16 protein-coding genes are annotated in these 14,468 nt (G+C 60.1%); 9 read left to right on the forward strand and 7 right to left on the reverse strand.

All coding sequences use genetic code 11. The features are described 5' to 3' along the window. The first annotated feature begins 250 nt into the window (after positions 1-250). Positions 251-1,513, forward strand: coding sequence for an OprD family porin (locus FBY03_RS08475; protein WP_147171755.1), 1,263 nt, complete (start codon positions 251-253; stop codon positions 1,511-1,513). Positions 1,514-1,609: 96 nt separating this feature from the next. Here the strand turns inward: FBY03_RS08475 and FBY03_RS08480 are convergent, their stop codons facing one another. Then, positions 1,610-2,017 carry a PaaI family thioesterase gene (locus FBY03_RS08480; protein WP_147171800.1) on the reverse strand — a complete coding sequence of 136 codons (408 nt, stop codon included), beginning with the start codon at positions 2,015-2,017 and terminating at the stop codon, positions 1,610-1,612. Positions 2,018-2,131: 114 nt separating this feature from the next. On the opposite strand from FBY03_RS08480, the gene FBY03_RS08485 reads away from it, so the two are divergent. From FBY03_RS08485 to FBY03_RS08495, 3 genes are all read left to right on the forward strand, one after another. Beyond that, positions 2,132-3,847 (forward strand): proline--tRNA ligase, encoded by a 1,716-nt coding sequence (locus tag FBY03_RS08485; RefSeq protein WP_147171756.1) that lies wholly within the window; start codon positions 2,132-2,134, stop codon positions 3,845-3,847. A gap of 24 nt (positions 3,848-3,871) precedes the next feature. Continuing rightward, complete coding sequence (locus tag FBY03_RS08490; protein ID WP_147171757.1) at positions 3,872-4,825, forward strand: hypothetical protein; 954 nt, start codon at positions 3,872-3,874, stop codon at positions 4,823-4,825. A 210-nt stretch (positions 4,826-5,035) separates the two neighbouring features. Further along, on the forward strand, positions 5,036-5,608 hold the full coding sequence (locus tag FBY03_RS08495) for a transglycosylase SLT domain-containing protein (RefSeq protein ID WP_147171758.1): 573 nt from the start codon (positions 5,036-5,038) through the stop codon (positions 5,606-5,608). A gap of 355 nt (positions 5,609-5,963) precedes the next feature. Here the strand turns inward: FBY03_RS08495 and FBY03_RS08500 are convergent, their stop codons facing one another. Both FBY03_RS08500 and FBY03_RS08505 read right to left on the reverse strand, forming a co-directional pair. After that, a complete protein-coding gene (locus tag FBY03_RS08500; protein WP_147171759.1) occupies positions 5,964-6,239 on the reverse strand; it encodes an acylphosphatase in 276 nt (91 codons plus the stop codon). A 3-nt stretch (positions 6,240-6,242) separates the two neighbouring features. Continuing rightward, positions 6,243-6,680, reverse strand: a complete 438-nt coding sequence (locus FBY03_RS08505; RefSeq protein WP_371920760.1) for a TlpA disulfide reductase family protein — start codon at positions 6,678-6,680, stop codon at positions 6,243-6,245. A gap of 72 nt (positions 6,681-6,752) precedes the next feature. Here FBY03_RS08505 and FBY03_RS08510 point away from each other — a divergent pair, with 72 nt between their 5' ends. Beyond that, positions 6,753-8,162: a PilZ domain-containing protein gene (locus tag FBY03_RS08510; protein ID WP_147171761.1), complete on the forward strand. Its 1,410-nt coding sequence runs from the start codon at positions 6,753-6,755 to the stop codon at positions 8,160-8,162. A 126-nt stretch (positions 8,163-8,288) separates the two neighbouring features. Next, complete coding sequence (locus FBY03_RS08515; RefSeq protein ID WP_147171762.1) at positions 8,289-8,681, forward strand: hypothetical protein; 393 nt, start codon at positions 8,289-8,291, stop codon at positions 8,679-8,681. Between the two features lie 47 nt (positions 8,682-8,728). Here the strand turns inward: FBY03_RS08515 and FBY03_RS08520 are convergent, their stop codons facing one another. Then, complete coding sequence (locus tag FBY03_RS08520) at positions 8,729-8,950, reverse strand: hypothetical protein (protein ID WP_147171763.1); 222 nt, start codon at positions 8,948-8,950, stop codon at positions 8,729-8,731. 174 nt (positions 8,951-9,124) lie between these two features. Further along, positions 9,125-10,345, reverse strand: a complete 1,221-nt coding sequence (locus FBY03_RS08525; RefSeq protein ID WP_147171764.1) for a YihY family inner membrane protein — start codon at positions 10,343-10,345, stop codon at positions 9,125-9,127. A 265-nt stretch (positions 10,346-10,610) separates the two neighbouring features. Between FBY03_RS08525 and arsC the strand changes: the two genes are divergently transcribed. Genes arsC through FBY03_RS08540 form a run of 3 tightly spaced genes read left to right on the forward strand, consistent with a single transcriptional unit; the run spans position 10,611 to position 11,969 of the window. Continuing rightward, on the forward strand, positions 10,611-10,964 hold the full coding sequence (gene arsC / locus FBY03_RS08530) for an arsenate reductase (glutaredoxin) (protein ID WP_147171765.1): 354 nt from the start codon (positions 10,611-10,613) through the stop codon (positions 10,962-10,964). Next, the gene (wrbA, locus tag FBY03_RS08535) at positions 10,961-11,566 is read left to right on the forward strand and encodes an NAD(P)H:quinone oxidoreductase (RefSeq protein WP_147171766.1); all 606 of its coding nucleotides are present in this window, start codon (positions 10,961-10,963) and stop codon (positions 11,564-11,566) included. The genes arsC and wrbA overlap by 4 nt, the downstream gene beginning before the upstream one ends. Next, positions 11,559-11,969 carry a DUF2069 domain-containing protein gene (locus tag FBY03_RS08540; RefSeq protein WP_147171767.1) on the forward strand — a complete coding sequence of 137 codons (411 nt, stop codon included), beginning with the start codon at positions 11,559-11,561 and terminating at the stop codon, positions 11,967-11,969. The genes wrbA and FBY03_RS08540 overlap by 8 nt, the downstream gene beginning before the upstream one ends. A 593-nt stretch (positions 11,970-12,562) precedes the next feature. On the opposite strand, the gene hda is transcribed toward FBY03_RS08540, so the two are convergent. Together hda and FBY03_RS08550 are read right to left on the reverse strand one after the other, a co-directional pair. Further along, positions 12,563-13,267 carry a DnaA regulatory inactivator Hda gene (gene hda / locus FBY03_RS08545; RefSeq protein WP_147171768.1) on the reverse strand — a complete coding sequence of 235 codons (705 nt, stop codon included), beginning with the start codon at positions 13,265-13,267 and terminating at the stop codon, positions 12,563-12,565. Then, the gene (locus tag FBY03_RS08550; RefSeq protein WP_147171769.1) at positions 13,264-14,355 is read right to left on the reverse strand and encodes an AI-2E family transporter; all 1,092 of its coding nucleotides are present in this window, start codon (positions 14,353-14,355) and stop codon (positions 13,264-13,266) included. Before FBY03_RS08550 ends, hda begins: the two co-directional genes overlap by 4 nt. Between the last annotated feature and the right edge of the window lie 113 nt (positions 14,356-14,468).

The raw sequence follows: 14,468 nt of genomic DNA on the forward strand, positions 1-14,468 counted from the left end.
AAAATCAGCTACCGAGACAAAACACCGTAAACCTGTCAGCGCTGATATACACAAGTGAAAATCTACAAAATTGCGACATGCTTCATTAGCTTTTGCGACACCGCCATGAAGAAAGCGTAACGAATAGATTGTAACTATCGCCAACATTGGCCTCGTGCTATAAGTTAGCGCCGACACAAAAAGAAAGAGCTGCCCATATAAAAATACAGGTGGGTAGCGCAACTCTTCTAAACCAAAAGGAGCAATCACGATGCAAGTGATGAAGTGGAGCGTAATCGCCCTGGCAGTAGCCGCGGGCAGCACCCAGATGGCATTCGCCTCTAGTCAATCCGAGTCGAAGGGCTTTCTTGAAGACAGCACCTTCAACATCTTCAACCGTATCCTGTATCAGAACCGCGACTTCCGTAACGGCGCCGCTAACACTGCCGGCACTGGCGATAAGGGCTACCGCGAAGAAACCGGTCTGGGCATCCGCCTGCTGGGCGAGTCCGGCTTCACCCAAGGCACCGTGGGCGTGGGCTTCGATGCACACAGCCTGAGCAGCATCAAGCTTGACAGCGGTCGCGGCCGTTTTGGCACTGGCCAGTTCGACCAGACCGATAGCGGTCGCGGCGACGACACCCAGACCGAAGTGGGCGGCGCGATCAAGTTCCGCATCTCCGACACCGTACTGAAGTACGGCAACCAGATGACTGGCAGCCCGGTGTTCAGCACCGACGACAGCCGTATCCTGCCAGAAGTGGCCACCGGTACTCTGCTGACCAGCAACGAAATCGAAGGCCTGGAACTGACTGCCGGTCGCTTCACCGCCATCAGCAGCCAGACCAGCACCGACCGTGACACCTTCGGTCTGGATGAAATCAACATCGTCGGCGCCAGCTACAGCTTCACCGACAACTTCAGCGGCGCGCTTCACTACTCCGACGCTGACGACAACTTCACCAAGACCTATGCCAACCTGAACCTCAACCTGCCGCTGGCAGACGACCAGGCGCTGAACTTCGACCTCAACGGTTACAGAACACGTGGTCAGGGTAAAGAGCTTCTGGGCGAGATGGACAACAACATCTGGAGTCTGGCGGCTGCCTACTCGCTGGGCGCTCACACGTTTACCGTAGCTCACCAGCGCTCCAGCGGCGATACCGGCTACCGCTACGGCGACATCGATGGTGGCGGCACCATTTGGCTGTCCAACTCGGTTCAATACTCCGACTTCAACGCCAAAGACGAAACCTCCTGGCAGGCTCGTTACGACATCAATATGGCCACCTATGGCATTCCGGGCTTGAGCTTCATGACCCGTTATATCACTGGTGACAATATCGACGTTGGTGCAGGCAGCGACGCCAAAGAGCACGAACTGGATATGGAAGCCAAGTACGTGCTCCAGGAAGGCGCAGCGAAAGACCTGTCCTTCCGCGTTCGTAACGCCATCTACCGCACGAACAGCTCGAACGGCCCAGACGTCAACGACTTCCGCCTGATCGTCGAGTACCCGCTGTCCGTGCTGTAATCCAGCATTAGGTAGCGTGCAATACAAAAAGCCCGGCTCATGCCGGGCTTTTTCTTTTAACTGATCAAATACTGATCAACATTTAAGTCAACGCCCTCAAAGTGGCAACGCATAAGTCCCCGTCACATGCGCCACCAACTCTTCCGAGTTACCCGCCGAATACAGTGAGACTTCGCACACCGCCTGGCGCCGACTCAAACGCAGGATGCGCGCCTCCGCCAATAGATCCACCGGCTTGGGCTTGACCAGAAAATTGATATTCAGGTTCGAGGTCACCGCCATTTCCACTCGACCCAAGCGCCCCAGCACCACCGCATACATGGCGGCATCCGCCAGCGACATGATGGTCGGCCCCGACAACGTACCGCCAGGACGCACCAGTTTGCTGTGGAACGGCACCCGTGCCAGCACGCTATCGGCATCCAACCGATCGATACACAGGCTGATATCTTCGGCCATGGGCAGCCCCGCCCGAATCAGCGCCTGAACCTCTTCCGCCGTCAAAACCGACATCCCCGCCCTCCTCTTATCACTTCGTCTGCATCCTGTACGCAACAGTACAGGCACCGTACAATGCGGGCCTATTGAATGCCCATGCAACCGACAGAACGGCCAAATATGCGTACCAGTCAGTTCCTGCTGTCCACTCTTAAAGAAACCCCTTCCGACGCCGTGGTCATCAGCCATCAGTTGATGCTGCGCGCCGGAATGATCCGCAAACTGGCGTCCGGTCTCTACACCTGGCTGCCGATGGGTTTGCGGATTCTACGCAAGGTCGAGGCGGTGGTCCGCGAAGAGATGAACGCCGCTGGCGCCCTTGAGGTGCTGATGCCGGCGATCCAGCCCGCCGAACTATGGCAGGAGTCTGGCCGCTGGGAGCAATACGGCCCCGAACTACTGCGTCTGAAGGATCGCCACGGGCGTGAGTTCTGTGTCGGCCCGACCCACGAAGAAGTGATCACCGACCTGGCCCGCAACGAATTGAGCAGCTACAAGCAACTGCCGCTCAATCTGTACCAGATCCAGACCAAATTCCGCGATGAGATCCGCCCGCGCTTCGGTTTGATGCGTGGCCGCGAGTTCACCATGAAGGACGCCTATTCCTTCCATGTGGACCAGGCATCGCTGCAAGCGACCTATGACCGTATGCATCAGGCCTACTGCAATGTATTCACGCGCCTGGGCCTGAATTTCCGCCCCGTACAAGCCGATACCGGTTCGATCGGCGGTACTGGCTCCCATGAATTCCATGTCCTGGCCGAGTCTGGCGAAGACGATATCGCCTTCAGCGATAGCTCGGACTATGCCGCCAATATCGAGAAGGCCGAGGCCGTTCCGCGCGAACAACAACGCGGCGGCGCAACAGAAGAACTGCGCCTGGTCGACACACCGAACACCAAGACCATTGCCGCCCTGGTCGATAACTTCAACCTGGCCATCGAAAAAACCATCAAGACCCTGGTGGTGCATGGCGCAGCAGAAGGCCAACTGATCGCCCTGATCATCCGCGGTGACCATGAACTGAATGAGATCAAGGCTGCCAACCTGGCTCAGGTCGCTAGCCCGCTGGTAATGGCCTCTGAAGCCGAGTTGCACAAAGCCATCGGCGCCGGTGCCGGTTCCCTCGGCCCATTGAACCTGCCACTGCCGTGCATTGTCGACCGCTCTGTCGCCTTGATGAGCGACTTCGCCATCGGCGCCAACATCGACGACAAGCACTACTTTGGCGTCAACTGGGAACGCGACCTGCCATTGCCTGAAGTCGCCGATCTACGCAACGTCGTCGCCGGCGACCCGAGCCCAGACGGCCAGGGTACGCTGGAAATCAAACGCGGCATCGAAGTCGGGCATATTTTCCAGCTGGGCAGCAAATACAGCGAGGCGATGAACTGCACGGTGATGGGCGAGAACGGTAAGCCGGCGACCCTGAGCATGGGCTGCTATGGCATTGGTGTATCGCGCGTGGTTGCCGCCGCCATCGAACAGAACCATGACGAGCGCGGCATCCTCTGGAACGACGTACTCGCGCCGTTCCAAATCGCCTTGGTACCGCTGCGCTATGAGACCGACAGCGTTCGCGAAACCACCGACAAGCTGTATAGCGAACTGACCGCCGCCGGCTTTGAAGTTCTGCTCGATGACCGTGACAAAAAGACCAGTCCGGGCATCAAATTCGCTGACATGGAGTTGATCGGCATCCCGCATCGCATCGTGATCAGCGATCGCGGCTTGGCCGAAGGCAATCTGGAATACAAGAGTCGTCAGGAAACTGATGCTCAAGCGGTAGCCGTTGCCGACATCATGGCCTTTATCCAAGCACGTATCCGCCGCTGATTTCAGCCTTTCACAAGAGCCAACATGTTCAAGCGAAGCACCTACCACCTCGTTGGCGCCGCACTCTGCGGCGCCTTGTTTCTCAGTGGCTGCGCCAATCAGTTGCCGCAGCGCAGCGAACACGAGGAGCGCGTCGAGCGAAAATTGCTGGATCACAGCCTGCAAATCGATGTGGGCGAGCCCGGAGTACTGGAACTGCCGCAACGACGCGTGCGCGTGCATGAGCAGAAGACCTTTGAGGTCACGGTATTCGACGTCACCCGTCGCTACGACCGCTACACGCCTTATCAGGCCTGGCGCGAGCTTTACGAGATACCACTGGGAGCCGTAGCCGTAGTCGCGGGCGTCGGCGCCAACGCGCTCAACGTGGCGATGCTCGGCAGCCTGCCGGACAGCGTCACCAAAGACTGGATCAGTTATGGGTTTGCAGGCCTCAACCCACTGCTCAACGTCGAATCCAACGGCCGCTCACAGCAAAGTCTCGCCAGTCTCGACGAGCGCCGTCAGGATGCTCGATCGGAGTACTCCAGCCTGCCCTGGGCCGAACGCCCGGTGCTGCTCAAGGCGGGCGAACAGACCTATGAGTTGCTGACTGACCGCAATGGCATTCTGCGCCTCAACCTGCTCGACAGCCCCTTCGCCGAACAGGATATAAGCCGGATCGGCACCTTGCTGCTCAGCGTCGAGGACCCGCAAGGCTCGGCCCGTGCCGACGCCACTTTGCTGGTCAGCCGCACGTTGCGCGGCAAACTGCAGGAAGCCCATACACTGATCTACAGCGATCTGGAAAACGATGACGTCGAGCAATGGGTGCATCGCGTCAAGCGCCTGTCGGAGCTGGGTCTGGAAGAAGAAGCCAGCGAGCTCGAACAGAGCCTGATCGAATTGACTCGCAACGATCCCGAGCTACAGGAGACCTTCTTGCACGCGCTGATGCAGGATGCGGGTCGCCTGGTCGCCGATCCCGGCATCGACTAACAGGCCGTTGAAAAACTACTGCGCTCGGCTACGCCGCGTTGAAATCAGCCACACAAAAGCGCAGCGTTGAACGCGCTTCAGCGCGGCCCCGAAGGGGTGAGCGAAGCGAATAAAATGCCCATGTACAACTCGTACGCTGCGCTTTCTCGGCTGATTTCGTCTTGCCCAGCCATCGCTCGCTACATTTTTCAGCGGCCTGCCAAGCCGAGCATGGCATTGCGCCTGGGCCTGACGCTGCTGATGGCACTGCTGTGCATGCCCAGCCATGCCAATCTGCGCCAGGCGCCCGAGCCCGAATTGCGCAGCCTGCTGCAGCGCACCGTCGCCGAGGCCGACAGCTTTCAAGACCGTTTCGATGCGCAAGTCTGGCTGCTCGATATGTCCACCCGCCTGACACGCTTCATGCCCGAGGCCGAAGAGCGCCTGACACTGCTGAGGCAGGTGCATCATGAGGCCAGCAAGGCCGGTCTGCGGCCTGATCTGGTACTGGCATTGATCCACACGGAAAGCCACTTCGACCGCTTCGCCATTTCCTCGGTCGGCGCCCAAGGCATGATGCAAATCATGCCTTTCTGGAAAGCCGAACTCGGTCGTCCACAGGACAATCTGACCGATAACGCCACCAACCTGCGTTACGGCTGCACCATTCTCAGCTTCTATTTACGCAAAGAGAACGGCAACCTGAGCCGCGCCTTGGCCCGTTACAACGGCAGCCTGGGTCGAAACACCTACCCCGCCAAGGTAATCGGGTTCTGGCATGACTACTGGTATGTGAAGCCCTAGCTTGGCCTAGGGTCTGTTGCCGTTTCATTGCGAGCCGCGTTGCCGCGAGAAATGGCCCCCGTTTAGGCGCAGGACGCAGGTAATGGTCATTCCCTTGCCAAGTCCTGCAACAACAGCGGGGGCCATTTCCCGCGCAACCCGAAGGGCCGGGCCTGTTTTTGCGCGATGCGGCGTTTCTCGTCGCTCATTTGGAACAACCAAACCGCGCTCCTCGTGCCTTGCCTCGCGCAAAAACAGGCTACGGCGCGGCCGCGAATGAAACGGCAACAGACCCTAGGCATACGTTGAAGCCTGACCGTGCAGAAAAACTCAGCACGCGTAACTCAGCATGCACAGCGGCATGAACGCCGCACCTTCACCGCCGCACCACAAACCCGGCAATCCCCTGCAACGGCTGCGCTTCCAACTCCACTGCGGTGACATTGGCCAGCGTCGGCCCCTTTTCCAGCCAGGCAGCCAATGCATTCACCGCGGCCTCCTCGCCCTCGAACAACAGCTCGACGCGACCATCGTCCAGATTACGCACCCAGCCAGCCAAGTCCAAACGCTCGGCTTGCTCGCTGGTGTACTGGCGAAAACTCACCCCCTGCACTCGCCCGCTGACATAGCCATGCAAACACTTGCGCGACATCATCTACTCCTCCGCCTGCAAGGCTTTCAGACGAGCCGCCAGGCCAGCAGCAGTCTGCTCGCCCAGCAAGCGCTCGCGCACTCGCCCCTGGCTGTCGACGATATAGGTGACCGGTAGCGCTTCACTGCGCGGCAGCTCATAGCGCGCCGCCGGGTCTTGCTCCAGCACGGTGAACTCGATGCCCAGGGCCTCTGATGCCTTAAGCAACTCAGCCCCCTGCAAGCCATCGAAGTTCACCCCCAGCACAGTCACCGAACTCGCCTTGAATTGCCTGGCCAAGGCATTCAACTCGGGAATCTCAGTCCGGCACGGTGCGCACCACTCGGCCCAGTAATTAATCACCAGCCACTGGCCTTCCAGGCTCTCAGCCGTTACCTTTCGTCCAGACTGATCGACACCGACGCCTTCGCCGCAACCTGCCAGAATTAGACAGACGCACATGCCTATAACACTACGAATAACAGCCTGGAGTTGCGTGCCCATGCATTTGGTCCTCGTCCACAAAGGATTGATATGACGTTAGATACCTTGCGCCTGGAAGTGCCGGATCTACTCGAAGAAGACGCGGCTTCACTAGCCGACCTCAACGAGCACCTGGTCAATGCCCGACAGCAGCCCCATGACCTGGGATTGCAACAGGTGCTCAGCCTGCTGTTTCGACTTAACCGCAGCGCCATGACCTTACTCGAAAGACAGCGCGCACTGCAAAGTCTCAGCGAAGAGTACCGCCACTACAGCGCGGCCTATCTAACGGGTACGCCGCCACCCACGTTATTCGTACGCTTATGCGGCGAACTGGCCATCGGCTTCAAACGCCTGCTGCTGCAGATACTCCAAGGTCGGCAACCCTCACGCCCGCACCTGGCCTGGTGCCTGTACATGGCCCAGTACTTTCTCGCGCAAAATTTGCTGCGCCACTTTCAGCTGTATCAGGAGCCGCCACCCAGCCTGTGGCGTGACAGTCATCTGCTGTACTGGATCGGCGAACACCAGGAGTGCCTGGATGAGTCGGTCGCGGCAGCCTTTCAGCCCGCGCCCGCCAGCAGCTTACGTGGCCTTTACCAGCAAATGCTGTTGCTCGGTCTGAGCAACCCTTTTCATCTCGCCGAAGGTGAGTGTCCCCTGCTGTTCGGAGCCCTTGCACCTTTGGCAGGCTTGGCGCGACTACTGCCCTGGGATGAGGAGGAGGACGCTGAAGGCCCGATTGTCGACCTGACGGAATCGCAGCCCTGCTTGGGCTACGCGCAGAAGCCCGAGGGCAGTCGCGCCTACCTGCGCCGCTTTGAGCTCGGCGCCCTGTTAGTCGCCCTGCATGAACCGGCACCGTTACAAAGCAGTGCCGAACGGCAATTGCTTGAGCAGGTCCAGCATCACTGGCTAGGCCAGCAACAACGACGCCACCCACGCGCCGAACAGGACGTGGAGTGCAGCCTGGTCGTCGGCCTGCCGGCCATTCATGCGCAGCTCTTGGAACAACGTCCCGAACGCACCGACACTCAGATGCTCGACACCAGCCCCGGTGGCGCGCGCCTGCTGTGCGACCCTGATCAGGCTGCGCATTTACCCATTGGCCAGCTAGTGCTCATGCTCAGCGGCAGCACCACACCAGTGCTGGCCCTGGTCCGCTGGCGTCACCTCAACGTCGAAGGCCTGCATCTGGGCTTGAGCTTCCTCAAAGGCCTACCGCGCCCCGCCTGGCTGCGCCGCGCGCCCAGCGCGCAAACCCACCCAGGCGTGCTGCAGAGCACACCAACCCCCGGTAGCGGCTGGCATCACGGCGTATGGTTACCCACTGGACAGTTCGCCGCCGACGAAAAACTCTGGCTACAACTCGGCGGCGTGCATAACCAAACCGTCCTGCAATTGCCCGCAGCCAACCTCAGCACCCCCTCGGTCACACGCCACCCACTGCAACTGGCATAAACAATAAAAACTGCGAGACGAGTCACGCAGGGCGTCGGCTGAGCGCACAGTTTCGTCCGCGTGCCACTGCTTATAATTCCCACACCTTTGTTTGACTCAATTCGCTATCAGCCTGGAAACGCCCCAATGACCCAAGTCCACGACAAGCTGATCGGCCCAGTGCCTACGCGCATCGTCGATGCCGCTCGCCTACGGGTCACGCCCTACGAGGGGCGGGTTGCCGAGTACAATATTGCCGCCTGGCTGCAGGTTCCAGGGTTGGCTAACCTTCCGGTGTCTTTGCTGGTCAGCTACCGTGATGCTGGCAAACGTCGCGAAATCACGATAGATCACGGAAAAGTCAGCGCTCATAGCAAGATCCTGCTGTCTGGGATCGCCCGGCTGCCGCTCAAACAGAAGATCGAAGACATGCAGGTGCGCTTGCGCTCAGCAGTGCCGACGCAAGGCTTGGTGGTCGAAGAGTTGTTCGTACAAGCGGTCGAACTGGCGAACAGCGACAGTCGCCAAGCACTCGCCTGACCTTCCGTTTAATCTCGCTGCCTATGAGCAACTACGGGGCGATGCCATTAACCCGATAACACCTCAACCCGCATCACAGATTCGCCTTGTTCCTGCGCCTGCGCGCGTATTTCCTGACCTTCGCCCGGCACCTGCACCAACGATTCGGGCCAGTGGGCGAAACGCAGCCCAGTAATCCGATTCAGCCGCTCCAGCGCCTCTTGTGGATCACGCTGATAGAGATAAATCACTCTGCGATCAGTGGCTGGGAAAAAACGGGTAGCAGTCATAAAACGCCTTTATTCTCAGTCAATCCCTGATCTGCTGGCAGCCTGGTGGCAATCTTCGATAGCGATTGCCAGTGCCAGAAGCGTGCCAGCCTCCTTATCCCGCTCGCCCCAACCCCTATCAAGCTAACACCCGGCATTTCGCGCCGAGGCCACGCCGCAAACTGACGTTTTTTGTCACTCGGCGACTGGGTGCAGCCAATCCGCCAGGCTCCCTTCAAACAACGCCTCCTGCTGAGCATGCAACTGCTCCAAGGCACTGCGCAGCGCCGGATACCAGGGCTCATCGAGCTGTTCCGGCAACTGGCTGAGCCGCGGCAATGGCCAGGGACTGTGGCTCAGTAACTGCTCCATGCTGTACTGCCCCAGATCACGACTCAACACCCAGGCGCCCGCGGTAGTCGGGGCGACCAGCTGCCGCTGCTCAAGGAACTCGAGCACTTCCTCCCATTCATGCTCCGGCAACAGCCAGCCTTGGCGTTGCACGTCGCGATGACGCACCTTCAGGCCCGAGCGTTGGCGCTCATGAAACACCCGAAGAATCCCCAGAACCACCAGCAGCCGCGGCATGGACTGCTTACGCCACTGCGGCGACGAAGATAGATTGCATACCAGCTCAGCGCCAAACAGCACAAGAAACCAGGACAAATAGATCCATAAAAGAAACAACGGCACCGTGGCAAACGCCCCGTAGATCAGCTGGTAGCCAGGGAACAGCCTTACATACAGGCTAAACAATGCCTTAGCCACCTCGAATAAAACCGCAGTGAACACGCCACCCAAGCACGCATGTTTCAAAGGCACGCGCGCATTCGGCACCGTCGCATAGAGCAAGGTAAAGGCCGCGACACTGAACAGCAGCGGCATGAATTTCAACGCGGTTTGCGTACCGAGTAACGCATCAGGCCCGGAAACCAGCGCCAAAGAGGCGATGTAGGTGCTGACCGCAAAGCCCGCCCCCAGCAAGATCGGCCCCAGGCTCAGGATGGCCCAATAGAGTAAGAAACTGGAGACGCCGCGACGCGGTTGGCGCACCCGCCAGATGGTGTTGAACGCCTTTTCTATGGTCACCAGCATCCAGAAGGCGGTGACGGCCAACACAACCACGCCAATCCAGGTCAGCTGACGCGCCTGAGCCGTGAAGTCGCGCAGGTATTCCTGCACGGTTTCACCGGACGAGGGTATGAAATTGCGGAAGATAAAACTCTGAATCTGCTCGCCCGTTCCCTGAAACGCCGGCACGGCAGAGAGCATGGCGAAGGTCACGGTCATCATCGGCACCACCGCGAACAGCGTGGTGTACGTCAAGGCAGCCGCATTATTGGCCCCGCGATCGGCGAGAAAACGCTGGATCAGGAAACGCCAGAACTCCACCAGGTTATTTAAGCGCTGACGCATGCCCTCTCCTTAGCTGCCCATTGCAAAACCATTGCGCTCGACCAAACCGTGCTGCAGCCCACCTTAAAGCACCTGAGTACGACCGTAGGCCAGGGTTAGCTCACTTGAGCTGCTCCAGGAGCCTGAGCTTAGCGCACCTGTTCTTGGCGATCAGTCCAGGCTCATCGAGCGCCCCTACTCCAGACAGTAAAGAATCTAGCCTGTTCAGACTCAGGTGCCGACGCGGTTAGAATAGCCGCCACCTGACGCAAGATGCGACCTGCACATGACCGATTTGACGCTCTATCACAACCCACGCTGTTCGAAATCCCGTAGCGCGCTGCAACTGCTCGAAGCGCGCGGCCTGACGCCGACCATCGTGCGTTACCTGGAAACCCCGCCCAGTGCCTCCCAACTGCAGGACTTGCTGAAAAAGCTCGGACTCAACGCCCGCCAACTACTGCGCACCGGCGAAGATGAATACCAAGCCTTGGGCCTGGCCGACCCTGGCTTGAGCGAAGGGCAACTGATTGCCGCCATGGCGGCCCACCCGAAACTGATCGAGCGCCCGATCCTGGTGGCCGGCAACCAGGCGGTGATTGGCCGGCCTCCGGAGAAAGTCCTGGAGATCCTGCCTTGAGTGAGCCCTACATTCTGGTGCTGTATTACAGCCGCCACGGCGCCACAAGCGAAATGGCCCGGCAGATAGCCCGCGGCGTCGAGAAGGGTGGCCTGGAGGCGCGCCTGCGCACGGTGCCGGCCATATCCAGCGAGTGCGAAGCCGTCGCCCCGGACATTCCGGCCGAAGGAGCGCTGTACGCCAGTCTCGACGATTTGAAAAACTGCGCCGGCCTGGCTCTCGGCAGCCCGACCCGTTTCGGCAACATGGCCGCGCCGCTGAAGTACTTCCTCGATGGCACCAGCAGCCTGTGGCTGACCGGAGGTCTGGTGGGCAAACCCGCCGGCGTGTTCACCTCTACCGCCAGCCTGCACGGCGGCCAGGAAACCACCCTGCTGTCGATGATGCTGCCGCTGCTGCACCACGGCATGCTGATCACCGGCCTGCCCTACAGCGAATCCGCACTGCTGGAAACCCGCGGCGGCGGTACACCTTATGGCGCCAGCCACCATGCCGGTGCCGACAGCAAACGCGCCCTCGACGAACATGAAATCGCCCTGTGCCGCACGCTCGGCCAACGCCTGGCGCACACCGCCCTGAAACTGGAGCCAGCCCGTGGCTAAAACCCCCAAGCCGCTACCCTCTCTCGACTGGCTGCAACCACGCCTGGCCGCCAGCCGGGCGATCAGCCTGCTGAGCTTCCTGGCACTGGGCACCCTGCTGCTGGTGTGGAACCTGAGCTTCGCAGAGCGTCCCAGCAAACTGCTCTGGGTCATCCTCGGCTTTAATCTGATCCCACTGCTGCTACTCGCCCCCGGCATGCTCCTCGGCAACGCCCGTGCTCACGCCTGGACCTGTTTCGTGGTCAACCTGTACTTCATTCAGGGCGTGCTGGCGGCCTTCGATCCGTCCAAAGCACTGTTCGGCTGGCTGGAGACCCTGCTCAGCCTCAGCCTGTTCTGCGCCGCACTGATGTACACGCGCTGGCGCTTCCAATACGACCGTAAGCTGGCTGGGGAAAGCTGAGAAACGCTGGCCGACTCGCCGAACAGTTGCGCAAAGTCGCGAGCAGCAGGCCGGGTTAGCAGGCCGTTGAAAAATGTAGCGAGCGACGGCTAGGGCCGTACCCGTTCCCTACGGGTAACGGCATTTCCCACATCCATGTGGGTCACAAGGCGAAATCAGCCGCAACGCAGCGAAGTGGAGTAACAGCCGGAGGCTGGCCCGCACGCAGGGTGAGCGTAGCGAATCAAAAGCGCACGACTGCATGGATGCAGGAGGTAGGGCGAAGCAGGATGCCCGAGCCGAGTGTACGAGCTGTACATGAGCATTTTATTCGCTTCGCTCACCCCTTCGGGGCCGCGCTGAAGCGCGTTCAACGCTGCGCTTTTGTGAGGTTGATTTCAACGCGGCATAGCCGAGCGCAGTAGTTTTTCAACGGCCTGTTAGTGGCGCATGCTACGGACCTGTCGACGACACGCCCCCCGAGCGCCGCGTAACCCGGCGTAGCGCCAGCAGTTATACCGCAATGCCGGGTTACGCCGCAGCCAATCCGGCCTTTGACCGGGCCATTGCGCAGGCGGCTAACCCGGCCTACGAATTGGGTTTAGCAGCCGTTGTTACCAGCCCAGGGTTTCTTTCAGGAAGGGAATCGTCAGCTTGCGCTGGGCTTGCAGGGAGGCCTGGTCCAGGCGCTCCAGCAGGTCGAACAATGCACTCATGCTGCGTTCGCCGCGGGTCAGGATAAACCGTCCGACCTCATCGCTCAGGTGCAAACCACGACGCGAGGCGCGCAGTTGCAGGGCGCGCAGCTTGTCTTCATCGGACAGCGATTGCAGCTGGAAGACCAGGGCCTGGGTCAACCGCGACTGCAGGTCGGCGAGCTGCACCGGCAGTTCCCGTGGCGAGGCGTTGGCTGCCAGCAGCAGACGCCGGCCACTGTCGCGCAGGCGATTGAACAGGTGGAACAAGGCCTCTTCCCAATCACTACGCCCGACTACGGCATCCAGATCATCGAGGCAGACCAGCTCGCAGCGCTCCAGGTTGTCCAGCAACTCGGGCCCGTGCTCAACCATCTCCGCCAACGGCAGATACACCGCCGGCTCGCCGCGCTGCTCGAAACGCAAGCAAGCCGCCTGCAGCAGGTGGCTGCGGCCAACACCGCCACCACCCCACAGATAGATCAGGCTTTCCGTCCAGCCGGCGTCCGCTTCGCACAGACGCTCGACATAGCCGAGCGCCGCAGCATTGGCACCGGGATAATAGTTGGCGAAGGTGGCGTCATCGCGCAGACGCACACCTAGAGGCAGTTGAATGGGTGTCATGCGGGGCTTGGCGGCTCGTCAGAAGCGCTTGGGGATTCTCCGTAAAGAGCGGAAAGTTTATAGAAATCATGCGCATGGCGCACTAAAACCATGATTACCGCAGCCACAGGCAGGGCCAACAATACACCGCTGAAGCCGAACAGCTGGCCGCCCGCCATGATTGCGAAGATCACCGCCACCGGGTGCAGGCCGATCCGGTCGCCGACCAGCCAGGGCGTCAGCAGCATGCCCTCCAGCATCTGCCCGGCCACAAACACCGCGGCAATCGCCATCAGCGGGTAGAAGTCGCCGCCAAACTGGAACAGCCCTGCCGTCAAGGCTGCGCCTATGCCCACCACCACGCCCAGGTACGGCACGATACTGGCCAAGCCCGCCAACAGACCAATCAACAAGCCCAGCTCCAGACCGATCAGCATCAGCCCGACGGCGTACATGATGCCCAACGCCAGCATCACCAGGAGCTGCCCACGCAGGAAAGCCCCCAGCACTTCGTGGCACTCGCCGGCCAGCGTCACGACCAAGCCTTCGCGGTTGCGCGGTAGCAGGCCACGCAGTTTGGCGACCATCAGGTCCCAGTCGCGCATCAGGTAGAAGCTGACCACCGGAATCAGCAACAGATTGGCCAACCAGGCCAGCAGGGCCAAGCCTGAAGAAGTGACCTTGGCTAGCACCTTGCCGACAATATCGCCGGTTTTGCCCAAGTGTTCGGAGAAGGCGGTTTTCAGCTGGTCGAAACGCCAGAAGCCATCGTCCAGCCCCAACTGAGCCTGCACCCAAGGCAGCGCCTGGTGCTGCGCCCAGTCGAGTATCTGCGGCGCCAGCTCATACAGGCGCATCAACTGCTTACCCAGCAGTGGTACCAGCACCAGCAGCAAGATGGCCAGAATCAGGCTAAACAGCGCAAATACCACGATCACTCCCCAGGTGCGCGAGAGCTTCCAGCGCTCCAGACGATCCACCAATGGATCGCCCAGGTAGGCCAGCAGTACGCCGATCAGGAATGGCGAGAGAATCGGGTGCAGCAGATACAACAACCAGCCGAGCAGTAACAGCCCAGCCATCCATAGCCAGCGCGGTGAATCAATCATGCTCAGACCTCAGTTCGCAAAATAGACTGTCCAGGACAGGTCTTCAGCAGCGCAGTGCACCGACGCTATCGGCTCTAGCACTCACATCCATAAAAACAGAGCGCTAAAGCGGC

It is taken from the genome of Pseudomonas sp. SJZ079, from assembly GCF_007993865.1.
GTDB lineage: Bacteria > Pseudomonadota > Gammaproteobacteria > Pseudomonadales > Pseudomonadaceae > Aquipseudomonas.